General features: G+C 35.1%; 21 protein-coding genes and 1 pseudogene. 5 read left to right on the top strand and 17 right to left on the bottom strand.

Annotated features, from left to right (window positions below):
* Nucleotides 1-63: 63 nt before the first annotated feature.
* Nucleotides 64-199 (top strand): annotated as a pseudogene (locus tag I6E72_RS19920) (methyltransferase RsmF C-terminal domain-like protein); the annotation flags it as partial.
* Between the two features lie 212 nt (nucleotides 200-411).
* On the opposite strand, the gene I6E72_RS00685 reads toward I6E72_RS19920, so the two are convergent.
* From I6E72_RS00685 to galU, 17 genes are all read right to left on the bottom strand, one after another.
* Nucleotides 412-1137, bottom strand: a complete 726-nt coding sequence (locus I6E72_RS00685; protein ID WP_197110787.1) for a VpsP family polysaccharide biosynthesis protein — start codon at nucleotides 1135-1137, stop codon at nucleotides 412-414.
* Nucleotides 1130-1858 carry a tyrosine-protein phosphatase gene (locus tag I6E72_RS00680; protein WP_197110786.1) on the bottom strand — a complete coding sequence of 243 codons (729 nt, stop codon included), beginning with the start codon at nucleotides 1856-1858 and terminating at the stop codon, nucleotides 1130-1132. The genes I6E72_RS00685 and I6E72_RS00680 overlap by 8 nt, the downstream gene beginning before the upstream one ends.
* A gap of 15 nt (nucleotides 1859-1873) precedes the next feature.
* On the bottom strand, nucleotides 1874-4081 hold the full coding sequence (locus tag I6E72_RS00675; RefSeq protein ID WP_197110785.1) for a GumC family protein: 2208 nt from the start codon (nucleotides 4079-4081) through the stop codon (nucleotides 1874-1876).
* Nucleotides 4082-4103: 22 nt separating this feature from the next.
* Complete coding sequence (locus I6E72_RS00670) at nucleotides 4104-4628, bottom strand: polysaccharide biosynthesis/export family protein (RefSeq protein WP_197110784.1); 525 nt, start codon at nucleotides 4626-4628, stop codon at nucleotides 4104-4106.
* Nucleotides 4628-5848 (bottom strand): outer membrane beta-barrel protein, encoded by a 1221-nt coding sequence (locus I6E72_RS00665; protein ID WP_197110783.1) that lies wholly within the window; start codon nucleotides 5846-5848, stop codon nucleotides 4628-4630. The genes I6E72_RS00670 and I6E72_RS00665 overlap by 1 nt, the downstream gene beginning before the upstream one ends.
* On the bottom strand, nucleotides 5832-7235 hold the full coding sequence (locus tag I6E72_RS00660) for an undecaprenyl-phosphate glucose phosphotransferase (protein WP_197101866.1): 1404 nt from the start codon (nucleotides 7233-7235) through the stop codon (nucleotides 5832-5834). Before I6E72_RS00660 ends, I6E72_RS00665 begins: the two co-directional genes overlap by 17 nt.
* A 203-nt stretch (nucleotides 7236-7438) precedes the next feature.
* Nucleotides 7439-7825, bottom strand: coding sequence for a 3-phosphoshikimate 1-carboxyvinyltransferase (locus I6E72_RS00655; RefSeq protein WP_197110782.1), 387 nt, complete (start codon nucleotides 7823-7825; stop codon nucleotides 7439-7441).
* 42 nt (nucleotides 7826-7867) lie between these two features.
* Nucleotides 7868-9040, bottom strand: a complete 1173-nt coding sequence (locus I6E72_RS00650; protein ID WP_231620486.1) for an O-antigen ligase family protein — start codon at nucleotides 9038-9040, stop codon at nucleotides 7868-7870.
* Complete coding sequence (locus I6E72_RS00645; protein ID WP_197110781.1) at nucleotides 9033-10070, bottom strand: glycosyltransferase; 1038 nt, start codon at nucleotides 10068-10070, stop codon at nucleotides 9033-9035. The genes I6E72_RS00650 and I6E72_RS00645 overlap by 8 nt, the downstream gene beginning before the upstream one ends.
* A gap of 42 nt (nucleotides 10071-10112) precedes the next feature.
* Nucleotides 10113-11051, bottom strand: a complete 939-nt coding sequence (locus I6E72_RS00640; RefSeq protein WP_197110780.1) for a glycosyltransferase family 2 protein — start codon at nucleotides 11049-11051, stop codon at nucleotides 10113-10115.
* A 1-nt stretch (nucleotide 11052) separates the two neighbouring features.
* Complete coding sequence (locus I6E72_RS00635) at nucleotides 11053-12162, bottom strand: glycosyltransferase family 4 protein (RefSeq protein ID WP_197110779.1); 1110 nt, start codon at nucleotides 12160-12162, stop codon at nucleotides 11053-11055.
* Entirely contained in the window at nucleotides 12163-13314 is a 1152-nt protein-coding gene (locus I6E72_RS00630; RefSeq protein ID WP_197110778.1) for a glycosyltransferase family 4 protein, read from the bottom strand. It abuts the gene before it with no gap.
* A complete protein-coding gene (locus I6E72_RS00625) occupies nucleotides 13311-14354 on the bottom strand; it encodes an acyltransferase family protein (RefSeq protein ID WP_197110777.1) in 1044 nt (347 codons plus the stop codon). Before I6E72_RS00625 ends, I6E72_RS00630 begins: the two co-directional genes overlap by 4 nt.
* 84 nt (nucleotides 14355-14438) lie before the next feature.
* Nucleotides 14439-15893, bottom strand: a complete 1455-nt coding sequence (locus I6E72_RS00620; RefSeq protein ID WP_197110776.1) for a lipopolysaccharide biosynthesis protein — start codon at nucleotides 15891-15893, stop codon at nucleotides 14439-14441.
* Nucleotides 15894-16003: 110 nt separating this feature from the next.
* Entirely contained in the window at nucleotides 16004-17251 is a 1248-nt protein-coding gene (locus I6E72_RS00615; protein WP_197110775.1) for a polysaccharide pyruvyl transferase family protein, read from the bottom strand.
* A gap of 47 nt (nucleotides 17252-17298) precedes the next feature.
* Entirely contained in the window at nucleotides 17299-18297 is a 999-nt protein-coding gene (locus tag I6E72_RS00610) for an NAD-dependent epimerase (protein ID WP_197110774.1), read from the bottom strand.
* Between the two features lie 113 nt (nucleotides 18298-18410).
* Nucleotides 18411-19301 carry a UTP--glucose-1-phosphate uridylyltransferase GalU gene (galU, locus tag I6E72_RS00605; protein WP_197110773.1) on the bottom strand — a complete coding sequence of 297 codons (891 nt, stop codon included), beginning with the start codon at nucleotides 19299-19301 and terminating at the stop codon, nucleotides 18411-18413.
* A gap of 292 nt (nucleotides 19302-19593) precedes the next feature.
* Between galU and I6E72_RS00600 the strand changes: the two genes are divergently transcribed.
* Genes I6E72_RS00600 through I6E72_RS00585 form a run of 4 tightly spaced genes read left to right on the top strand, consistent with a single transcriptional unit; the run spans nucleotide 19594 to nucleotide 24240 of the window.
* The gene (locus tag I6E72_RS00600; RefSeq protein WP_024594585.1) at nucleotides 19594-20292 is read left to right on the top strand and encodes a transglutaminase-like cysteine peptidase; all 699 of its coding nucleotides are present in this window, start codon (nucleotides 19594-19596) and stop codon (nucleotides 20290-20292) included.
* Entirely contained in the window at nucleotides 20276-22285 is a 2010-nt protein-coding gene (locus I6E72_RS00595; protein WP_197110772.1) for a bifunctional diguanylate cyclase/phosphodiesterase, read from the top strand. Before I6E72_RS00600 ends, I6E72_RS00595 begins: the two co-directional genes overlap by 17 nt.
* A gap of 23 nt (nucleotides 22286-22308) precedes the next feature.
* On the top strand, nucleotides 22309-22860 hold the full coding sequence (locus I6E72_RS00590) for a hypothetical protein (RefSeq protein WP_197110771.1): 552 nt from the start codon (nucleotides 22309-22311) through the stop codon (nucleotides 22858-22860).
* A 33-nt stretch (nucleotides 22861-22893) separates the two neighbouring features.
* Entirely contained in the window at nucleotides 22894-24240 is a 1347-nt protein-coding gene (locus I6E72_RS00585) for an O-antigen ligase family protein (RefSeq protein WP_231620484.1), read from the top strand.
* Nucleotides 24241-24430: the final 190 nt, after the last annotated feature.

The following is a 24430-nucleotide window of genomic DNA, read 5'->3' as shown; positions in this document are numbered from 1 at the left end:
CTATTTACCTTTAAAACGAGAGATTCACGATTATTTAGAGAGTAGAGTATGAACTTCACTTGAGTAACTCAAACAACAGGTGAAGTAGTATTAACACTGTGTAGTTGTCCTATTGGGCTCGGGAATGGCAAAAAATAAGATCAAAAATACACTGCCGCGCGATCTAGCACAAAATACATGGCTAATAAGTTGGGGTTAAACTAAAATACAAATAACGCATAATTAATCTAATCATTTGTTATCAAATCTAACCTGGAGGCTAAATTAGTTATGCTTTTTTCAATAGCTTTACTACACTTTAAAGTACTTTCTTCTTCTCCCTAACGAACCAAGAAAGTGTTTTAGTTAACGATAGGCTCAATTTAGAGTCACTTTATAGCCCAGAGGTTTATTATAAGCCTCTGGGCGTTTTTATTTGCAGGTTTGTTTGTAAATATAACGCTGTTTGAGTTTTTTGTATGCAACACCAAATTGTAGTGACATACACAAAGTAGGTAGTTGATTTAATTGTTTAGCAATAGTGTAAATATGGTTAAATCGATAGCCATATTGGGCAGCCATGCTTAAAGAGTTTACATACAGTGCCTTATACTCAGGAGGTAGTTGCTGCCAATTTGCTAATGAAATTTCTATAATACCCAAATGCACCTCAAGCTTGTATGGACCTACTTTTTTAGCCTGCTCAATATAATTTAAAACTTGTTTGCTTGGCCCTTGTTGGTAACTAGTAACTTTAGCAAGTTCAATCCAAGTTTCAGCCCATGAGCTTCTAATCTGGGTAGAATGAAGTAAAAATGATTGTATCTCTTTATATTCAGTATCTAGCTTACTTTGCTCAATGAGATCAGTCTTAGCTAAAACTAGAAGCTTAATATACGACAAAAAATGTAAGTAATGGGCATGTTCAGGCTCAAGCTGTATGGCTAACTTAATAGCATTTTGGGCTTTGTTGAGCTCATTATTATAAACCTCAGGTGCATCAATGGGTGAGGTATTACTGAGCTCTTGTACTGTATTTAGTGAGCTAAAATACCAGGCATTAGCGCGCATACTTTGTAAACTAAAATAACAAATAATGAGTGTAACTATTGCCAACAGTGTAAGGTGTAACCGCTTAATAACCAGCTTCTCAATCATTAAATAACACCTCAGTTAAACACTTAGGGTTTGTTACAAACAGTGCATGCGACTTACTTTCACCAAGCATATCGGTTACTCGTTTTTTTGCCTTACTTAAAATAGGTGGCCTACGGTTAACCGAATGAGCATCAGATGCAATATAACTAACTAAATCGGCTTTAAGCATATGCTCACTAATATACTGAGCTTTCTCTCCCCATAGGCCTTCAATGCTAGACGCTGTTAACTGAAACTCACACCCTAACTGTGTTAGTTTTTCGATGTAAAATAGGTTTGACTGAATATCACGATTTCGCTCTGGGTGCGGAATAACCACTTTTATATTTTGTTTAGTTAGCCAAGTAATAAATTTGTCGTACCCCTGAGGTACATGTGAATGAGGTAGTTCTAACAATAAATAATTAAAGCCATTTTTTTTGCCAATAAACGGTAGTTTATTAGTTAAAATAAGCGGCATTAACTCAACATCAAGGCGAGCCTCAGCAGCTAGTGCAATATTTATATTAATATTTTGAGCTAAGCAAGCTGCTTTTAATAGGGCTAAATCATTAAAAAGTTGGGGAGCCGAATTATTATATCGGCCTAAATGAATATGTGGGGTTGCAACAATATGTGTTATACCGTCGCTTTGCGCCATTTTTAAAAGCGCTAAAGACTCGTTTAAATCTTTAGCGCCATCATCAATACCTGGCAAAATGTGTGAATGTATATCAATCACAATGTAATAGGCCGTTTAAGTATTTTCTGGTTCAGGTTTTTTAGAATAATCGTGGTAATCGTAATAACCATAGCTATGCTCATCGTTAGACTTGCTCATATCCACCTGATTTAGCACCACACCAGCTACATGTGCTTTTACTTCAAACAAACGCTCAAGACCAGCTTTAATTGGTTTAATACGTGTAACGTCTGATTTTACAACATATATAACTGAATCAGCACTTTGCGCTATAACTAATGCATCACTCACGGCTTGTGTTGGTGGTGTATCAATAATTATATGGTCGTACTGACTTTTAAGGTGTTCAATCAACTGTGTAAATTTTACGTTTGATAATAACTCAAGTGGGTTGCTTGGTATTTGCCCGCTTGGCATTATTACTACACCTGATTTTTCATCAATGTGAACACACTCACTAAGCTCTTCCGTACCCACTATTAAATTTGTTAAACCAGGATGATAAACCGGTATTTCAAATCGCTTAGCGATAGCTGGCTTACGTAAGTCACCATCAATTAGTAATACCTTACCCATTTGAGCTAATGATATAGCTAAATTAGAAGATGTAGTTGTTTTACCTTCACCTGGCGATGTAGAGGTAACTGCAATTATTTTATGCTGTTTATCAAGCTGAGTTAAAAGTAAGCTAGTACGAAATGTTCTTACCGACTCTGCAAAGCGCCTATAGGTTTCGTCAAGATATGCATGCATAGGCAAAACGCTTTTTTTAGGTAAACTTACCTGTGGTAATAAGCCAAGCATTCGCTGAGCTAACTTGCTTTCTACGTCTGGCTTAGTTTTAACGGTATCGTTAAGGGCATCAAAAATAAAGCTCATAACTATTGCAAAAATAAAGCTCGCTACAAATGCAAGCACAACAATAAGCTTTTTATTAGGTTTACTAGGGTTATTAGGTGCATACGCTCGGTCGGTAAAACGCGCTGCCGCAGAGGTAAAATCGCTGGTTACTTCGGTTTCTTTAGAGCGTGATAAAAACGTATTAAATATATTACGGTTAGTTTCTACTTCACGTTTTAGCTGGTTATATTGAGTTTCTTTACGGGTAATGTCTTGGTAACGCGCTCTTATATTACTTAAATCATTTTCAAGAGCGCCAACGGTTCTTGTAACCCTATTAAGCTCTTTTTCAATACCCGTAATTAGGCCTTTAATTTGTTTATTGAGATTATTTTTTACGGTAACAAGCTCTGCACTGGCCGATATAATTTTAGGATGTTTAGGGCCATAAACTTCACTTAACTCACTTAACTTACGCTCAACGGTAACTACATCACGTTTTACGTTTTGAATAACATTATGCGATGTTATTTCAGGCATACTGCCTAATAACTCAAGGTTATTGTTGCCGTATTCGGTTATAACTCTGTTAATGCTCTCAAGCTTGTTTTTTTCGTTTCGAGCTTCAATTAACTGAGCAGATATTTGCTCAAGCTCTTGTGTTGCAAGCCCTGCAATGCCTTCAATATCAATAAGGTGCTGATCTTCTCTAAAGTCTTGTAAGCGCTTTTCTGAGTTATCGAGCTGAATACGAAGTTGCGATAACCGCGAGTTTAACCAACTAGAAGCCTGTTGAGTTATTCCCATTTTGGCACGCATTTGGCTTTCTATATATATATCACCTACAGCATTAGCTACTAAAGCGGCTAACGCGGGATCGCTCGACTCATAGCTTATATTTACTAGTTGGGTATTTCTGATTGGTTCAATACTTAGCTTAGATTTATAAATACTCAATAAAAAAAGCATTTTTTGCTCTGCTTTTTCTTCTGCAGATAAATATCTTTCTTCATTTTTATTTAAAAAAGGCAGTAAACCTTTTACATAGCCTTTAACTTCCCCCATTAAACTAGGTTTAGGAATAAAATCGCCATGTTCTTCTAAATTAAGCTTGGTAATTACTTCTCGGCCAATACTGTCAGACTTAAGTATTTCAAACTGCGTTAAGTAATACTCTTTTTTTGTAGTATCAAGGCCATAAATTTCTTCAAAACTAACCGCTTTAGATTGCTCTGATTCAATAAGTAACGTAGCAGATGCCGTATATTGCGGCACAAGTGTTAAAGCAAACATAATTGTTAACAACGTAACAACTACCGAAAAGCCAATAATACGCCACTTAGCACGCTGTAAAACCTTTAGATAAACAGTGAAATCAATAACGTCTTCGTTATCAATTGAATTCTTTTCGAACTTATTCATTATTTACTGCCTTTAAAACTGCTTAAAACAAGCGTTGTTCTATTTTTATTGTATCGCCTGCTGCAATTTGGCTATTAAGGGTGCCTTTTTGTTGCTGCTGCTTAGTTTGCTCTTTAAAAATATAAATTTTATCGGTTGATGCCCGCTCAGTTAAACCACCTGCTAATGCAACGGCTTGGTTAACTGTCATAGCTGGCTGATAAGGGTAAGCACCAGGAGATTTAACCTCACCATGAATATAAAAAGGCCTATACTCAACAACTTGAACATATACACTTGGGGTTTTTAAATAATCAGGCTGTAAGCCGTTAGCAATTGACTTTTCAACCTCAAAGGTAGTTAACCCAGCAAGCTTAAGCGCTCCTAAAAATGGGTAATTAACCTCACCACTATTGCCTAGCAGTGCAGTAACCTCTAAATCGGGCTCACCAAATACTTTTATTTCTACTTTATCACCAGGGCCCAACACATAGTCTTGCGCCGTTTGCGCAAAACAAGCTCCACTTAGTAACAACAAAACAGCACTAAAAAAAATTTTACAGTTCATTAATTAGCCTTTAAAGCAAACGTAAAATTAACACCCACTATTACTCGATCAAACTCAATTAATGGCTGGTTTGAGTTTTTATCAACAAAATCAACATAAGTCGAAATTAAACCAAAGTTATTAGCTTGGTAATTTAAGCCAAGTCGAGCACTTTTAGTTTCATCTTTACGGCCAATGTCGCCAGTGTATTGCTCATCAATATAGCTCACACTTGCTACAGAGGCTAAATAGTCACTCCAATCGTGTTTCCATTTAACGCCGTAAGTGCTTTCTTTAATGTAATCGCCTTCAAGCAGTGGATCTGTTGCCGCTCTACTGGTTGTAAAATCAAACGTAGAGTAGGTTAAAGGTTGCCAAGTAACGCCAGCCTCCCAACTTAAGCCACTAAAGCTCTCACGTTGGTTATCGTCAAAGTCTTTGTTTTGGTAACCAAGTTTAAATGTACCTGAGGTAAGCGACGTTGCTTCCCACTCCATACCAAAAAGAACTTTAATATCGTCAGAATTACGTGAAACACCATTAGCCTCTAAAACGTCGTATCGGAAGTCATCGCGGGTTACTTCTACAAACATGCGTGTTGCAGCTTGGGTGTTGTAATACCCTTTTGCACCAACTAACGTTTTATCGTAATCACGAAATTGTGATGAAGCCCTAAAATTTTGATATTTTTTACTATAAAAACCAGACACCAACTCTAATTGGGCTTTAGATGTTTGCGAACCAAATTTATAAGTACCAGTAATATCTTGTTGTTGGTACTTTATTAGCTCGTCAACAATATCGCCCAAGCCCTGTGTTAAACCAGTACCTCGTGGCTCGTACAACCAATCAGCCTTGCCGCTAATATCAAAAACGTGTCGGCTGGTAAGCTCTTTATGTATGCCGGCACCCAAATTAACTTGAGTAAAGTTATCAACAGAATCTTTATTATATAAAGAGCTACTGGTACCAACGTTTAGCTTGTAGCTGTCGGGGCCATCGTCTATTACCGCTGCAACCCCTGGCGAAATAGTCCAAATTACACGAGACTCTTCGTCGGTTGGCGTATTAAAAACGTTATCGTTAACGCTTAAACCCGTTTGCAAAACTGGGGTAATTTCGGCACCATCTTTGGTCATAAAACTGCCTGGCGTAAATTCGGCCGACGCAGGAGCAGACAACGTTGCCGACAATAAAACTACAGCACAAGGTATAACTGATTTTTTAGTATGCATTTGCATTTTTAAATCCCTTAAAAATTGTCATAAAAATAATTTTAACATCTAACCATAAAGACCAATGCTTTATGTAATGTAAATCGTATTCAACGCGTTTTTCCATTTTATCAAGCGTATCGGTTTCGCCGCGCCAGCCATTAATTTGTGCCCAACCGGTTATGCCTGGTTTAGCTTTATGCCTAAACATGTAAAATTCAACTTTTTTACGATACTCTTCGTTGTGAGCAACGGCATGTGGGCGTGGCCCTACTATTGACATATCGCCTTTTAGCACGTTTATAAATTGCGGTAGCTCGTCAAGGCTAGTGCGGCGTAAAAAGCCGCCCAACTTAGTAATACGGGCATCGTTTTTAGTAGCTTGAGTTACCACTGCACTATTTTCGGTTACCGACATTGAGCGAAATTTCCATACTTTAATTTTACGCCCATCAAGCCCATATCTGTCTTGTTTAAAAATTACAGGCCCCTTAGAAGTAAACTTAACAGCAAACGCTATAGCAATAAGCATAGGAGATATAAGCAGCAAGATAATCGACGATACTATTATGTCTTCGGTGCGTTTAATAAACTCACGAGCACCAATAAAAGGAGATTCAAAAACGCTTAGCGTGTCTACATCGCCAACGTGTTCAACACGGGCATGTATTAAGTTTGAAAGTAAAAAGTCAGGTATAAAGTGTACGTCTACCGTGGTGTCGCCAAGTTGCAGTAACAAATCGGCTATACGCTTATCGGCTTTCATTGGGAGTGCTATATAAAGTATGTCAATTTTGCCTTCGCGGGCGGCACATATAGCATTTTGAATTGTCCCTGCTATATCGTACGTTTTAACGTTATTAAATAATCGGTCTGGTTTACGGTCGTCAAAAAAGCCTAAAAACTTAAAACCAAGCTCATCGTTTTTTTCAATCTCGTCATACAAATAAACAGCAGACTCTGTAGCACCTACTATTGCAACGTTACGTAAGTTCATACCTAAACTACGGCGATTTCGTTTATATAATTGCACCCCAAAGCGCCATATATACAAATAAACGACACTGAGTAAAAACCACAAACCTAAGCCAATACGCGAAAGCGATTCGGTAAACTTAAACATAAAAGATATGACGAATAAAATACTAAAGGCAACAAATAACGAACCCCAAGCACATAAAACCATAGTTTTAAATTTACCTGCTCGCCAAGAGCGATAAGCAGAAAATATTTCGGCGCAGTATAAAAAACTTAGAGCAACAGTTAAAACAGCTACCATATAATGGGCTGTCAGTTCAAAACTATAAAAGAGTGCAGAGCATTGAAAGGCTAAAAATAACGCGAATATATCGAATAAACGATAAAAACTAGCATCGGATGAGCTATTAGGCTTAAACGTCCTTGACGACTTCATACTTTTAGTCCCTAAGTAAAGTGCAGTGGATAAATACCCACAGAGCTATAAATAATAATAACGTATTACTTACCTGTATTCAATAATGCAGTTTCTTAAAAGCTAAAAATAGTGTAACAGGCCACAACCAAATTAACTTGTTCTTAATGCAATCGAAACATATATAAGCAAAAATAAACATTTAAATTTTGTTTATATTTAAACTACAAAAATAAACTTTTAACGTAACTCCATATACCTAATGAAAAACCTTCAAACAGGTTAATACCTAACGCCGATTTTAATAAATAAATTAAGAGTAGCAGTATAAAAAAACCTAACGTTACTACAATAGCCTGCGCTACGGCAGAGGCTTTTTTTTCGGTAGCACTTAACTGACGCCTATTTCGACCAGCTAATAATACAAAGTAATATCTGTACTTAAATAATCTAACAACGCCTCTACAATCTACAGCATGAGCTCCCCACTGCCTAGCACCAATAGCTATTTTAAGGTGAGACAGTTGCTCTTCAGTAAAGCTATTTTGCACACCTTTGGGCATTCTATTTAGTAAGCTTCTTATCGCTGGGTCTTCAGATAAAGTAGGCATTAACTACTCCACATTGTTAAATATTTAAATAAATGTAACAAGCTAATCACTCGCCTTGTTGGCAATAAAACCTTTAAAAATTGGTAAGTAAAAAATCACCATAGATGGAGCACCACCAGACATAAAAAGCAGCATAAAAATAGAGTATAAGCATAAAGCAATAAAAACCATTTTATCTTTTTTGTTTTTTAACCCAGCATCTCGAGTAACATGAATTAAATAAGGCAAAATTAATAAAAACAAGCCAATTGTGCCTTGCTCAATTAATGTATCTAAAAAAACGTTGTGCGTATACAGTGCAAGCCCTTGATTAATATAGTAATCACTCATAAACACAGGCAACATTTTTGGTCCTACACCAAAAACAAAATGAGTCGAAAATATATCCCATCCATTTGTCAATAATGATTGTCTGTGCAAGTTAGATATCCACAAAGCTTGCTCTTCATCTAGGTAAAGCATTTCAAAATCTGAATATTCAAAAAAAGTAAAATCATTTAAAAATGATAAGTCGTAAAATAATGCCAATAGCAGTACAGTTAAACTACATAAGGCCAGCATTATAAATTTATTTAACGGTTTTACACTGATGAAGATATAAAAAAAAGCAACCATATGAAATGCCAAAATCCCTTTCCGCTCTAGAGAGAGCAATATTACTGGGTATAAAAATATTAATGGTTTTAAGTAGCTTTTATCGTCAAAATAATAAGCACAACTTATAAGTATTACACCAGTTAAAGCAAAGGCATACTTAGCGTCACCCAAAAATTTATAGCTTGTTAAGTGACCATGCATTAAGTGATAAACCAACGTAAAGAAACATATCACTAATAAAGTTTTTATAAAAATTGCTCTAAACTTTTCTGGATCTTTCACCGCATTTGTATATACCACCACTAAAGTAAAAAGAATTAGCATCCACTGTACGGTCGCAATAATAGCTTTAGTTAAACCCACCTGCGCTAATGCATTAAAAAAGCAATAAACTATAAAAATGCATATATAATTAAAACCAACTGGGTACTTAATAACTATTTTATTTTTTAATAGCAGTAATACAAAAATAGAAATCGAAAACAAGGCTAGCACATCAGATAGCCTTATTATGACTCCACCGGTTTTGAGTCTAAAGTCAGTGAAATATAATGGTATTACCATAGCGGTAATCATAAAAAGCACATATTCAAGGTTTTTCACTTTAATGCTAAACATTGTTCAACACACTTTTATAAATTTGGGTGTGCTCAATAGCTGTATTAATAATTGAAAAGCTCGTTGCTTTATTAAGCGCAGCTACAGACTGCTCATTATAATAATTAGCATCATTAACCAGTGTGTTTATTTTATCAGCTAATGTATGTGTATCGCCCACTTCAAATAAACCTTGCTCAACAACTACATTATTTAAACCTTTAACATTAGTGGCAAATGATGGGAGCCCGGCTGCCATTGCCTCTACTACTGCAATACCAAATCCTTCCCAATGGGAAGATTGTATATAAACATCAAGTGAATCTAAAAAGTCCGGTATATCATTAACTTGGCCTAAAAATTTAACTTTATTGCTTACCCCTAAGCTTAATGCGTAATCTTCATACTCTGATCTTAGTTCTCCATCGCCCGCTAAATTAAGCACAAAACGCTCATCAAGTAATGTCATTAATTTTAATAGGGTTTTTATATCTTTTTGTGGTGCAAAACGGCCAACCATACCTATATTAATCACTTTAGCGTCAGCACTGAGTGTTTTAGGCATTTGAGAGAATCGATCTAAATTAACGCCATTATTTATAACATAAGCTTTTGAGCTACTAGCTTTAATGCTTTCTAAAAATTTAGTTTTAACGCCCTTCGATATACAAATAATTTTTTTAAATTTTTTATAAATAATGCTTTCAAGGGTTTTTATAAAAGGTAAATCTCGGCGCCTATAATGCGGGTTATGCTCTGTAACCACTGTTGGAGTATTCGTAAAATACGCAATATAAATTGAGGGGTATAAATGGGTATGCACTAAATCAGCTGCATTTAAGCGTTTTATAACACCTAAAAAACCTAAGTCACGCTTATGAAATACCTCTACCCCTAAAGCTTTTAACTCGTCTACGTATTCATTTTTGCCACGAGTTAAAATCACTTCAAACTTAAAGTCATTGTTTTGTAGTGTCATTAAATCTACAAGCAGACGCTGAACACCACCTAGACGCTGTAGGTCGTTAGTTATGTGCACTATTTTTTTCATTTATTATCCATAATAAGCTTTAATTTTAAATACACAGTTAAATTACAAAACTCGCCCAATGAAACAACAAAAATAAGTAAAACTAAATTTTAAACGTTCAACAATAGAATCATTGTATTTAAGGAACAAAGGTTTAAACGAATCATTTATTTTTAAGCATTGCCTATAAAATAGATGCCTGTCTTTCCTATCTTTAATTTTAGAACCTTTTAATACTGTTAGTAAAGAGAACCTAGCAACCTCTGAAGTAACAATGTTTTTATGATCGAAAAGCTCAATAGTGTCTTTAACTGAGTTAACTAAGTTGAGTAATAAATGAGAATAAGTAGAAGTACGTAAACTAGTTGTAGAACCCGCCCTTTTTCTGTAATAAACCAAAACGGAAGAAATCTTCACTGTTGTACTCGCCTTCGAAAAAGCCTGGACATTATAAAAAACATCCTCGTAAATCATACCTTCAGGAAAAATAAGACCATTCAACATGCTTTTTCTGTATAAACGAGTCCAAACAAAAAAACCACTATAGAACGGGTTTAAATTTGATGACTCTAACTCGGTTAATACCAAAGTAGACCTAGCGGGCAAAACAGAAGTAAACTCTTCAAAACTAAATTCAATTATGTCATTTGTTGCCGCTTTTACATAAGATGAGAGTACATCCCAATAATTAGAAGCAATTGCATCGTCAGAATCTATGAAGCCAATATACTCACCTTTAGCAATTAATAAAGCAGCATTACGTGCAGCAGCTTGGCCTTTATTATTAGGTTGCTTAATTATTGTTGAATTAAATTTTATTTCTGATTTATGCTCTAAAATAAAACTTTCGCACAGGCTTATTGAATTTTCAGGGCAGCAATCGTCAACAAAAATAATTTCTACTTGATCGCTATTAACACCTTGCAGTAGGCTTTGCATTAAATCAGGTATAAATTCAGCCACTTTATAAACAGGGCATATAAGTGATAATTTAATAGGCATATTAATTATTTACACCACTTTTTATTACACCATATTCTTTTGCGTAACTCTCTAGCATTACAGGTAACGAGTACTTTTGCTTATATAGCGTGTAAGCAGCATTACCATGTGAAACTGTTTTAGCTTTATTATTAATGTATTCACCCATGGCAATAGCCATTGTAGATGCATCACGAATAGGAATTAAATAGCCCGACTCTCCCTCTATTATTAGCTCAGAGCAGCCACCAACATTAGATGCAATTACCGCTTTTTTACACGCCATTGCTTCGATAATACTGCGCGGTAAGCCTTCCCAAAAGCTAGAGAGTATAAATACATCAGCTTGAGTTAGTTTTTCAGCAAAGTTGTCAACCACACCACAAAAATGAATTACACCTTCAGGAAAGTGATCAAACAACTGCTTTACTTTAGCTTCATACTGGCCGTCGCCATATATGCTTAAAGTAAACGGTTTACCTTGCCTTAATAAAGAGTCACACGCTTGAGCGAGTGTAGTGTAGTCTTTTTGATCTTCAAATCTGGCTGCGGTAATAAAATTAACGGGTTTGTCTGTTAGTTCCCACGTATCGTCAAACTTACCAAGCATACCGTTACGTATCACTAACAGCTTTTTGTCGGGCACGCCTATTCGCAAATATTCATTTTTGTCGAACTCGCACACACCTATTATTTTTGAAGGTAAATAAGATAGTAACTTTTCAAGTCGCTCATATTTTTTAAAGCCTTTATTTTCGGGTGTATTAACAAAAGGCACACCATGAGGAACATAATAAGAGCGTTTAAAAGTAAACATTGCAGCTATACGCCCAAGCGCACCTATTTTAGCTGTATGCCAAGAACAAACTTGCGGATTTTCTGAAATAATTAGCCATATTAATTTTAACAATGACCAAATGTCGCTCAGTGGGCTTAAATCTCTTTTTAAATTAGTTAAAGCATGCACTTTAAAACCAGCTGCTCGCAATTTTGTTATAGCATCGCCGTTACCACCTAGTGCATATACAACCTCTGCACCTTCGTCTCTAAACTTTTCGCCAATTTGGCAAATATGTTTAAATGAACCTGATACAATAGTATCCGAACGCGTCATCCCTATTAAAACCTTCATCTAAGAAGCTCCAAGTAATTTTTTATAAAGCTTTACGTATTCTTTTGCTATTACATCTACTGTAAAGTTAGATGCTATTAATTGCTCAGAAAAAACCTGCACTTCACCACTATTTTTATAATGTAATGCAATACCATCTTCTGTACTTTTAGCAATTTCAGCCGCACTAAAACCTGTAGCAATGTAACCGTTTTTATCTGTAAAAATAGCATCGCTTGCCCCACTTACAGGTGTCGAAACTAGCACCTTTCCTGCTAATAAAGCCTCAAGTAATGAGTTCGAAAATCCTTCAGCCTCAGAGGCATTTACAAAAATATCAAATTGCTTAATAAAATTTACCGGATCGTCAACCTCACCATAAAATGTTATTTTGTTTTGTAGGTTATTTGCTTCAATATATTTTTTTGCTGCAGGTAGTACACTACCACTACCTATTAAATGAAAATGCACTTGATCATGTTTTTTAGTAAGCAATGCAAACGCCTCCATTAGCACATCTACTTTTTTAATTTGCTCTAACCTACCATGATAAAAAAGATTTATTACAGAATCGTTTTTATCATTTAAAACTGGGTTATCAATATCGATTAAGCTTTTATCAATACTGTTTGGTATATTAATAATATTTTTAAAGCCAAACTCTTTACAGTTTTGTGCGATAACACCCGATATTGCGACTATTGTAGGGTTAGTTTTTAGCACAAAATTAGCCATAATTGGCCCAACAATCTTTTTAGATTTTAATGCTTTAAAATCCATATGTTGGTTAGAGTTACCTACTTTTATTAATATTGGCTTTTTAAATAGACGCGCCAGGCAGCAACCCACAAAAGCACCAAATTTACCTTGGTGACAATGTATTACATCAAAGCTTTTGTTATTAAACATACCCCAAATTAATACGCGCATTAACCAATATACTGAAAAGGGTAACCAGCGACCAAGTAAGTCAGGGGCTATGGGCGAATATAAACGCGTTACAGGCACATCGTTCATTACCTCATTTGCTTTGCCTTTTAACTTTTGGCGTGATGTTAATATATGTACACTAACACCTTCAGTTTGTATTCCTTTAGAGACTCGCCCGCATTGTTTTTCAGCACCACCAAATACATCTGGCATGTATTGACATGTAAGCATTAAAATTTTCATTTAGATATATATTCCCTTAATCTAATGTTGATGTTTTTTTCGATAATATTATAAATAAAACAGCCAAATAGCACACTAATTAAAGTGATAAATAACCAAGTAATTACTATTGGTACATACTGTATTTGAGGAGTTAAATTACGCCCCAAAACACCACTAACAACCATTATTGGAAACATATGAAATAAATATATTGAATAAGAGGCATCACCTAAGTAAACAAATGACTTATGAATTTTCATATCTTTTATTGGTGTATAAAGTACTGCAACAATAAAAATAGACAATGCTATAGGTGCTCTTGATATTAAAGACGTGTACTCCCATAAATAGGGTGTTGTAAAGTACATAAATAACCATAAACACCCAAATATAGCCACTACAAGCATAATGTTTTTAGATATTCTGTAGCCCGACAAATATAGTTTCGCTAGCCAACCACCTATCACAAACTCAAATAAAACTGGATTTTTTAATAAGGTTATAATGGCTAAATTTAAGTCAGTTAAATGTGCAAATATAGAAAGTAACGTTATGAAAACAGTAATTACTTCTAATCTTTTTGACGCAGCAAGCAATAATGTGGGAGCAAATAACATATAAAATATAATTTCATAGTTTAAAGTCCAACCAACTTTTAAAAAAGGAACAATCGCCCCTTCGTAGACATGTGGAATCAATAGTAATGAATAAAACACATGCAGCCCGTCAAACACAGCTGAAGATCCAGGCAATAAAGCTAATACACTCATAAAAAATATAGCGACAAACCAAATAGGATATATTCTGACAATTCTTTTTTTAAGATACAAACCTATATCATTTGTATTTCTTGAGGTGTAAAAAATAATAAAGCCAGACAATATAAAAAATATGTCTACCCCTATTGCCCCTATCTTTACAAACTGATTTTCTGCAAGCCAAAAGGAATGCTCTGCACCTAACTCAATATGTCGTTTAATAATTAAACCATGAACATGGTAGGCAACAACAATTATAGATGCCCAGCCTCTTAGAAACTGAAGTGTTAATAACTTCACAAACTTCCCCTAGAAAATCTATTATAGATAGCGTTATATTTTTAATTTACAAACATTATAAAATACTAGTAGTCATGTTAAAAATCATTTCTTCTTTTGGATCAAATTCCTTATATTACTCAACATTTCAGATGAGTGTTTTGGAAAAAGTAACCGGTAGACTGCCGAGTAAATAACACAACCAACGGCTATTGAGTAAATTATCTTTTCAATAGGTAAGCTATTCTGCAAAAATAAATTTAGAATGAGATATAAACCTAGCAACATAGCCAGTGATGATATTATTGATGGCAATAATGCCTTAACAATTGAATTAAGAGAAAATTTAAATTTATATTTTATTATAATTGCCATTGTAATAGTAATTAATGATGTCGTAACAACATTAGAAAATGCAACATGGTATATAGAATACTGAGAAAAAATACTAACGAGAAAAACAACAGCTATAAACTCAAATATCCTTAGTCTAAATGGTATATGCGAGTTATGCGTAGAATGACAAAGCGGTGCAAAAAAATAATTAAATGAAGCGCTTAAGCCTGTTAAGCAAAGAATAGAGAATATAAGGCCACTTTCAGCCCACTTATCACCGAAAATCAGATAAACCATATCAGAGCCAATTATATATCCGCCGGCAAATATTGGCAGAGCAAATAAACCTGTCGTAGTAATAAACTGAACAAAACAAGCTTCTAGTTTATATGGGTTATCTTGCAGTTTTGAAAATGCTGAAAATGAAACATCCACAATAGGCTTAATGGTAAACTGCACAATGACATCGAGTAATTTACCTGCAATTTTAAAGCTACCTAACGCAGCTACACCAAGAAAGTATCCAATAATTAACTCAACAAATCTAAAGATACCCTGCCCTATTAGCGCGCTCAAAACAATCGGTTGCCCCTGTCTCAAAATACTAATAATATGCCCGTAAGGTAATTTAATTACCGGTCTCCACTTGATGGATTTCCACACTAAAAAAAGCTCCAAAGAAATGGATATAATTTTTTGAACCACTAGGCTATAAAAGCCAAAGCCGTTGTAAGCTAAATAAATAGCAACTAGACCTGCAATTATAGAGGAAATTAATAACCTTACTGCTAAAGCCTTGAATTTGAAATTACGTTTTAGAATACCATTTGGTGCGGTTGTTAAACCTTGCATTACTGGAACTACTGATAGTATTTGCAAAGATATAGCTAGTCCTGGGGCGCTAAAAAATGACTCAATGTAAGGTGCAGTCAAAATAAAAGTTATACTAGTAACAATACCTATCAACAAAGTCGCTACGAATACATTGTTTTGTACGAAGTCCTCTTCTACTTCAATAGTACGTATTATAACTTGTTCAAGCCCGAAGCGGACCAGAACATTTGTTAACTCTACAAATACTATTGCTAATGCAGCAGTACCAAAATCTATAGGAGATAAAATTCTAGATAATATAATAAATATTACTAGCCCAGAAAGTTGATAGCCTGAGCTTCCAATTAAACTCCAAAAAGAGCCACTTACTATTTTTTTGTTTAAAGACACACTTCTCTCTATACAGTATTAGGAGTTAATAATTCAAAAATAGAAAAGCGCTAAATTAAATACAGTTAATCCTATAAATAAAAAGCGCAATTCAAATATATATCTATAAATTAATTATTAAACATATCTTTATAACCATTAATTACTTTATCTTTAATGTTTTTTAAATTCTCAGGGACCTGAATAAAAATATCTTTATTATTTAATGAGAGACCCACATTTTCAATTGTTTTCTCTACCCAAGCATTGTCATTTAAATTTACGGTTTTAATCGGGTAATTTATCTGATCAAATATTGAAGTCAATTTAAAAACAGAAGGCTCGATACTCACTACTGGAACTGACTCTGCTAGAGCCAAAATAGCAGAGTGAAGACGGCTACTAATTAGGACATCAAAATCTTTATAAAAATCTTGTATAACCTTGTAGCTTGGCTGATAGTCAATGACTTCGATATCAAATTTTTGTGAGTACTTCATTGCAAATTTCATATCATGATTCATAGCGTTTGACAAAAAACAAATAGGCTTATTGAATTTTTTTAATCTACTAAAAAAATCATCCCATTGTGACTCAGATGCATGTATAGCCTCAAGGCCATTAATTGCTAGGCATATTCCTTTTGTTTTTTCAATTTGTACATCATTTTGATTAACCGTTAGAAAAACTGCATCAGGTACTTCAAAAACATCGGACTTATCGACACCTATTTTTCCCGTCTCGATAACCGATACATGATCTCTGACCAAAATCCTGTTACAGTTTCTGTATATATAGCCCAGAATAACTGTCAATGAATCATCAAATAGCTCTAAACTGTGATTTATAATATATGTTTTTTTGCCAGATAGTTGGGCGATTCTTATGAGGATAAGTATTCTAAGAACCTCATCAACACTACCCGTTGGATGTATTTCACCCGCTGGATTCCAAATTAACTGATCAGATTTTAATATTGTATTAACAACAGTGTTAACATCATTTTTTCCTAGTAAGCCAACTTTAGCTAACCTTTTTCTAATCGCTATTTTTTGTTTTAATTTACGTAAATTACCCGTTAATTCTTTACCTTTTGTATTGAGGCTTACTATATTTTCAGGTTTTAGCAATGAGAAGTTAGTGTCAGAAAATTTATTTAATAAACTATTACATATTTTATCAAATTTATTTATTAGATCTTTTTCATCTCCACCAATAATATTTTTCAATTCATACTTGAAAAAATACTGAGGATAACGATCAAAAGCCCTGACAGTAACTCCTTCTTGACTTTCGAATAAGTTTAATAATTCTGATGATAAAGCCTCATTACCAGCATTTTGCATCGAAAGGCGAGTCAAAAAAACAATATTCTTCATTTTATTTTCATCCTAAATTCTAAATTTTCTCAAAAAGAGTACTTTAATTATTTATTGTAAGATTTATACCAATCAACAAACTGTTGCATACCATATTCAATGTTTGTATTGGGTTTAAAGCCAACTTCTTTTTGTAAGCTATCTATATCTGCAAAAGTTGCTGGCACGTCACCTGCTTGCATTGGCATGTAATCTTTGTCGGCAACTTTACCTGCTGCTTTTTCAATTGACTCAATAAAGGTCATGAGTGCGATAGGTTCGTTATTACCAATATTAAATACACGGTATGGAGCTTTACTTGACTCTGGCGAGGTATTGCTATTTGACTGGTCTCTTTTTGGAACTACGTCTTGAATGCGAATAATGCCCTCTACAATGTCGTCTATGTAGGTAAAGTCGCGTTTCATTTTTCCGTTATTAAATACTTTAATTTCTCGGTTATTTAATATTGCATCGGTAAATAAGTAAGGGGCCATATCTGGGCGCCCCCACGGGCCATAAACTGTAAAAAAACGCAACCCTGTTGTTGGTAGGTCGTATAGGTGGCTATAGCTATGCGCCATCAACTCATTTGATTTTTTAGTTGCTGCATACAGTGATACTGGGTGATCTACTGCATCGTCAGTCGAAAATGGCATTTTTTCGTTCATACCATAAACAGAGCTTGATGATGCATATACTAAATGCTGTACTTTATTATGCCGACACCCTTCTAAAATAGTAGCAGTACCTACTAAATTAGAATCAATGTATGCCATTGGATTTTCTATTGAGTAACGCACACCGGCTTGCGCTGCTAGGTGTATTACGCGGTCAAATTTTTCATCTTTAAATAAATTTGCTATGCCGTCTCTGTCGGCTAAATCCATTTTTACAAAACGAAATTGAGTAAGGTGTTTAATACGCTCAAGCCTTGCATGTTTTAATGCCGGATCGTAATAGTCGTTTAAGTTATCTAGCCCTATTACTTCGTGGCCATCGTTACATAAGCGTTCAGCTACAAAGTTACCGATAAACCCTGCGGCACCAGTTACAAGATATTTCATTTGTAAGAATCCTTTAAATTTTCTTTATTAATTTAATTTCAGGCACTGCTATTTTGGCTTTTAAATATTACCGTTAAATACAAATTAAATTTGGTTGTGATTATACAAGTAAGTTACGAAACCAGTTTTTTAACTGCTTTGGTAAACTCTTCACCCATATGGCTTGATTGCATTGCATATTCTACGTTAGCAAGCATATAGCCTAATTTAGAACCACAATCGTGCGATTGGCCTTTTAAATGGTATGCTTCAAGTGTTTCTAGGTGGCGTAATTGCAGTAATGCATCGGTAAGTTGTATTTCGCCACCGGCACCAGGAGGTGTGTACTCTAATAAATCCCAAATAGTAGGCGATACAACATAACGGCCTGTAATAGCTAAGTTGCTTGGTGCTTCATCGGTATTTGGCTTTTCTACCATGTTTTTAATTGTTGCGTTTTCGCCCGCGTTAATTTTTATACCGGCTAGGTCAACCACACCGTATTGGTGTACTTGTTCTTTTGGGACTGGCTCTACCATTACTTGGTTGTGGCCTGTTTGGTCGAAGCGGTCGATCATTTGACTTAAATTATCGGTTTTAGGATTTGATTTGTATTTATCAATAATTACGTCAGGTAACATTACTGCAAATGGGTTGTTGCCTACTATTGGTTTGGCGGCAAGTACTGCGTGGCCAAGGCCTAAAGGCGCAGATTGACGAACCGAAATTACGGTTACGTCTTTTGGTACTATTGAGCGCACTTCTTCTAGTAGGCTACGCTTTACACGTGCTTCTAGTGTGGCTTCTAGCTCAAAGCTGGTATCAAAATGGTTTTCGATTGAGTTTTTTGAAGCGTGAGTAACAAGTATTATTTCTTTAATACCTGCTTGTACGGCTTCGTTAACTACATATTGAATAAGTGGTTTGTCTACTAGAGGCAGCATTTCTTTTGGAATGGCTTTTGTGGCTGGTAACATACGTGTTCCAAGGCCAGCTACAGGTAATACGGCTTTTAAAACTTTCACTTTAATTCCTTTCATTATTATTTTGTAAATATATAAAGAAGAAACTAAAGTTTACTTCCATATAACGTGCTTCACATACCTTGTGTTAGCATTATTATACACACCATAATGTTTGACTCAATAAATAAAGCATCCTTTTAGATTGTTTTTTTGTTAATTTTATGTTGCACCAAACTGGTCAGGGTGAGTCATATTGGGGCATCTAATTCTTTTTGATGATCTACCTTTTTAAAAGTAATAATACTATACTGGTATAGTTATTTATTAAGGATTACTAACTTAAGGAACATTTGTGCGCTTAGGGCTTTGCATTTTATTTATTGTGTCGTTTTTTGTATGTGCACAAGATATGCTTTTGTATTTGCGTAATAGCGATATTATTACCCGTGCACAGCAACAGTATGGCAACGAAGGCCATAAACGAATTAAAGATTGGCTTAATTTTATTGATGACTCAGCTGATGAAAGCGAATGGAAAAAAATTCATCTTGTTAACGATTTTTTTAATAAACACATTAAATACAAAAGCGATGAAGATCTTTGGCAGCAAAAAGATTACTGGGCTACCCCGCTAGAGAGCTTAGGTGTTGGTATGGGCGATTGCGAAGATTACGTTATTGCTAAATACTTTACGTTAATAGCGCTAGGTGTTCCGGAGGATAAAATACGTTTAATGTATGTACGACAGCGCACAGTAAACCAACCCCACATGGTACTTATATATATAGAAGATCCAAACAGAATTCCCTTTGTTTTAGGTAACTTTAATACTAAACTGCTGCCCGCTAATAAACGCCCCGATTTAACGCCTATTTACAGTTTTAATGGTCAAGGGCTTTGGTTAGCTAAATCGAAAGGGTTAGGCAATAAAGTAAAAAATAGCCGTGGTGTGTCGGCTTGGAATACTATGCTAGAGCGAATTGAACAAGGTGAGCTTGCTCCCATTAAAAGTAACATTAAAGGAACTACCAGTTATGTCTCGACTTTTTAAAAATGGATTGAGTCTTAAAACCCAAGTTTATGGTTTAATAATCGTTATTTCGGTTGTTTCATTTGTGGTTCGAGTAGTTACAGATGTTGAAACTACTCGCGATTACTTACAAACCCAAATGGGAAGCCATGCCCAAGACACAGCTACCAGCTTAGGGCTTTCTATTTCGCCTTACTTAGATCCAGAAAACTTAGTAATAGCTGAAACAATGGCTACCGCTATTTTTGATTCTGGTTACTACAAAGAAATTAAATTTACAAATTCACAAAGCCAGGTTGTATTTGATCTGGAAAATCCTAAGCGTGTTGAGTCTGTGCCTAATTGGTTTATTGCTTTAAGTAGTTTAAAAGCACCCACTATGCAGTCGGAACTAAATAATGGTTGGATTATGGCGGGTATACTTGAGGTTACAAGCCATACTGGACAGTCTTATGTTACGTTGTGGGAGCATACAAAACGCAGTTTTTATGGTTCTTTTTTAATACTAATTGCCTCGCTTGCAGTTGCCTTTTTAATATTACGCGAAGTATTTAAGCCTTTAAAAGCAGTTGAGCATCAAGCTCACCTTGTTACTCGTAAGCGCTTTACGTTAAACGAAGAAATACCTGTTGCACGAGAGCTGCGCACTGTAACCAAAGCTATAAATAATATGGTTATTAACTTACAAAGTACTTTTGATTCTTTAACTAAACAAACCCAAGCCTTAACAGAAGAAGTTTATATTGATTCTTTAACAGGGTTAGGTAATCGAAAGTTGTTTGAAAATCACTTTAGCTCGGTTGTTGATACAATAACCACCGATGCGCCACTTACTGCAATGATGATTACCCTACCTTCACTTACTAATATAAACCAAACTGTTAGCTATCAAGATGGTGACGCGCATGTAAAAGATGTGAGCGTTATTCTTACTAAAATTATTGGTAACCTTACTAACTCTAAAATATTTAGGTTAAATGGTAGTACTTTTATTGCCCTTATACCTTACGATACGCAGTTTTTAAATAGAACTCGCTTAGAAATTACCGATGCTTTTAGTAAACAAAAAAATAGCTTACATGTTAATGGGTTTGCTAATTTTGCTATATTAGAAGTAAATAAAGGCTCCTCTATTGGTAGTGTTTTATCTGCTTTAGATACAGGTAGCACTATTGGCGATACAATAGACACTAACAAAATAGATAAAGATACGCTATTTAGTGTTAAACAATGGCGTACACTTATTCAGTCGATTATTGACTCTGGTGAAGTTAGCTTTTCGGTGCAGCCAGTTAAACGCACTAACTCACAAAACAAGCAGTGTTACTTTGAGGCATTTGCCCACTTTACCCATGAAGGTGAAAAGGTAAATAATGGCCATTTATTTGCTATGGCCGAAAAGCTTAATTTAACCGAAGAGTTAGACAAAAAAATAATTCGTAACTTTGTAAACATAAAAGAGCAATACCCTGATGACGTATTTGCTTTAAACGTAAGTAAGGCGTCTTTATATTCGGCTGATTTTATACAATGGCTTACTCTTTATGCCCACACTAAACCTGTTATTAAAACTAACCTTATATTTGAGTTACATGAAATTAGTTTACTTTATAATGTACACATAGCCTCAAAACATATAGATGCAATTAAAGATATTGGCATTAATGTGTGTATAGAACACTTTGGAACGAGCTTAACGTCGTTTAGGTATTTACAAGGCCTTGATATTGAATATGTAAAAATTGATGGCAGTTATATTCAAGACTTGTTAGATAATTCTCAAAGCCAATTTTTTATTCAAACCGTTAATAATATTTGTCATGGCTTTGGTATTAAAGTGTTGGCATGCTTAATTGAAAAACCCGAAACATTAAAAATGCTTGAAAATTTAGGTTGTGATGGTGTACAAGGTAATTTAATTATGGAGCCTTCTAAAGTACTTACAAGTAAGAACCGTGATAACGTTAATAAAGAGTTTACTTTTTGCGCAGACACGCTAAAATTCTGTAATTAGATACTCACTTAAAGGGACACAAGATGAAATCGATTTTTTTAAAGAGTTTATTAATAGGTGCAATGGCTTTTACTGTTTCACCTGTTTACTCACAAGCAGATTCTGATGTTGTAGTACAATCTGACAGCCTTACTAACTTACTAAATATTTTGAATAATGCTCCTGATGATATTACGCCAGAAGAATTACAAAGAGAGTTAGTGGCTGCCATTGAGCAATTTTGTCAAAACATGGGTCCTATGGACCTTGATTCGCCTATTGCAAACGCCACGTGTTCTGCTGAACAACTTGATATGTTAATTAACGCGGTTGTTGCCTCTTTAGGTGCAGATAATGCGTTAATTTCTGACTTTTTAGCAGCCTTAGTAACTGCTGGAGCTGATAGTGATGCGGTAACTATTGCTGCAATCACTGCTGGTATAGATCCCACCGTTGCATCTGAAGCGACTGCTGCGGGTCCTACTGATGGCACTCCGGTTGCAGCCCCTCCTGTTGTTGTTTTACCTACAGTTACTGTACCGCCTGGTACTGGTGGCACTGGTGGTGATGCTGGTATATCTGAAGTTGGTAACTAAACACTCTTCTAAAATATAATACAAACGCAGCCTATGGCTGCGTTTTTACTTTATGAGTTTACATTGAATCGTTTTATATTTTTGTTGCTATGCGCAATACTTTTTTTACTACCTATTCCCTTAGGTAGCTACCGCCCTTGGGCTATTTTAGCTATTGGTTTGTTGATTGGTGCCACTTTTTTAGTTCATTTAATTAATAGCGCTATAAATAATAAGCAGCCCCTCTATCCTCCATTGTATTCCTGGCCGTTATTTGTTGCACTTGGTGCTGTTGTTTTAATTTGCTTTATACAAATATTTAGCGTTAGCCTTGACCCGTTTCAAACAAAACAAATGCTTATTAAAACAAGTTTTATGATTTTATTTTGTTGGCTATTATTTATTTATTGTAATACTGAAAAGCGTATTAAAAATTTAATATATGCAATTATAAGTGCTGGCGTTTTTCAGGCTTTGTATGCCACTTATTTAAACCTATCGCCCGATATAATCAGCCCGCTATTTGGCTATAAACATACCGAACGTGCTATTGGTACATTTACCTACTCTAACTTTTTAGCTAACTTTTTAGCTTTATGTTTATGTTTGGGTATTGGTGTTTTAGTTAGCGAATTAAAGCGCTCTACTAGCGATTACAAACAAACATTAAAACAAACGCTTCGGGCGTGGACTGAAATACTTTTAAGCTCAAAAATAATTTTACGTATTTCGTTAATTATTATTATTGTTGCGTTAATTTTAACCCGTAGCCGTATGGGTAACTCTGCATTTTTTATTGCATTAATGGCTGTTAGCTTACTCGCATTTTTTATTTACAGGCAAAAACCTAAAGCCTTTAAACTACTTATAGTCAGCTTTTTTATAATCGATTTAATTATCATTGGTGCTATATTTGATGTAGAAAAAGTTAAACAGCGTATTAGCGAAACCAGTATTTCATCAGAAACCCGTGACGAAGTTGTACGTGATTCAATACCCCTTATTTTAGATAAGCCTTTGTTGGGCTCTGGTGGGGGTACATTTTATACTGCGTTTCCGGCATATCAGTCTGAGCCTTATTCGGGTTACTACGATAATGCTCATAACGATTACATACAGTTTGCAGTAGAGCTGGGTATACCCACTACAGCCGCACTGGGCTCACTTATACTCTATTGTTTATGGTTATGTATTGCGACTATGCGAAAGCGTAAAACAGCATTGTTTCAGGGCGTTGCTTTTGGCTGCGCCATTGCAATTATAGATATGCTCCTGCATTCGTTGGTAGATTACTCTTTACAAGCGGGTGCAAATTCTATGTTGTTTATGACTATTCTATGCTTGGCGATATTAAGTAGTAAATTACCTGCGTCTAAACGAAGTCGAAAAGAGCACAGTTAAATACAAAGCTAAGTAATTACCTAATACAAAGTAATTAGAAGCTACGCTTCTCACGCGAGCAAGCTCTGCTTCTACCGCCGAGGTTCAATTTACGGTTAACTTGAAAAACTCCGCTTGTTGCCGTGACAAGCAAAGCCTGTAATAAGTAATTTATGCACTAAGAGGTTAAGAGGCGCTTCGCTTTTAGAGA

The organism is Pseudoalteromonas sp. NSLLW24 (assembly GCF_015864725.1).
Lineage (GTDB): Bacteria > Pseudomonadota > Gammaproteobacteria > Enterobacterales > Alteromonadaceae > Pseudoalteromonas > Pseudoalteromonas arctica.
This window is presented reverse-complemented; position numbering and strand designations above follow the sequence as displayed.

Coding starts and splice junctions, on each gene's coding strand:
- I6E72_RS00685 (WP_197110787.1), bottom strand. CDS start 1,137: ATGATTGAGAAGCTGGTTATTAAGCGGTTACACCTTACACTGTTGGCA.
- I6E72_RS00675 (WP_197110785.1), bottom strand. CDS start 4,081: ATGAATAAGTTCGAAAAGAATTCAATTGATAACGAAGACGTTATTGAT.
- I6E72_RS00670 (WP_197110784.1), bottom strand. CDS start 4,628: ATGAACTGTAAAATTTTTTTTAGTGCTGTTTTGTTGTTACTAAGTGGA.
- I6E72_RS00665 (WP_197110783.1), bottom strand. CDS start 5,848: ATGCAAATGCATACTAAAAAATCAGTTATACCTTGTGCTGTAGTTTTA.
- I6E72_RS00660 (WP_197101866.1), bottom strand. CDS start 7,235: ATGAAGTCGTCAAGGACGTTTAAGCCTAATAGCTCATCCGATGCTAGT.
- I6E72_RS00655 (WP_197110782.1), bottom strand. CDS start 7,825: ATGCCTACTTTATCTGAAGACCCAGCGATAAGAAGCTTACTAAATAGA.
- I6E72_RS00650 (WP_231620486.1), bottom strand. CDS start 9,040: ATGTTTAGCATTAAAGTGAAAAACCTTGAATATGTGCTTTTTATGATT.
- I6E72_RS00645 (WP_197110781.1), bottom strand. CDS start 10,070: ATGAAAAAAATAGTGCACATAACTAACGACCTACAGCGTCTAGGTGGT.
- I6E72_RS00640 (WP_197110780.1), bottom strand. CDS start 11,051: ATGCCTATTAAATTATCACTTATATGCCCTGTTTATAAAGTGGCTGAA.
- I6E72_RS00635 (WP_197110779.1), bottom strand. CDS start 12,162: ATGAAGGTTTTAATAGGGATGACGCGTTCGGATACTATTGTATCAGGT.
- I6E72_RS00630 (WP_197110778.1), bottom strand. CDS start 13,314: ATGAAAATTTTAATGCTTACATGTCAATACATGCCAGATGTATTTGGT.
- I6E72_RS00615 (WP_197110775.1), bottom strand. CDS start 17,251: ATGAAGAATATTGTTTTTTTGACTCGCCTTTCGATGCAAAATGCTGGT.
- I6E72_RS00610 (WP_197110774.1), bottom strand. CDS start 18,297: ATGAAATATCTTGTAACTGGTGCCGCAGGGTTTATCGGTAACTTTGTA.
- I6E72_RS00595 (WP_197110772.1), top strand. CDS start 20,276: ATGTCTCGACTTTTTAAAAATGGATTGAGTCTTAAAACCCAAGTTTAT.
- I6E72_RS00590 (WP_197110771.1), top strand. CDS start 22,309: ATGAAATCGATTTTTTTAAAGAGTTTATTAATAGGTGCAATGGCTTTT.
- I6E72_RS00585 (WP_231620484.1), top strand. CDS start 22,894: ATGGCTGCGTTTTTACTTTATGAGTTTACATTGAATCGTTTTATATTT.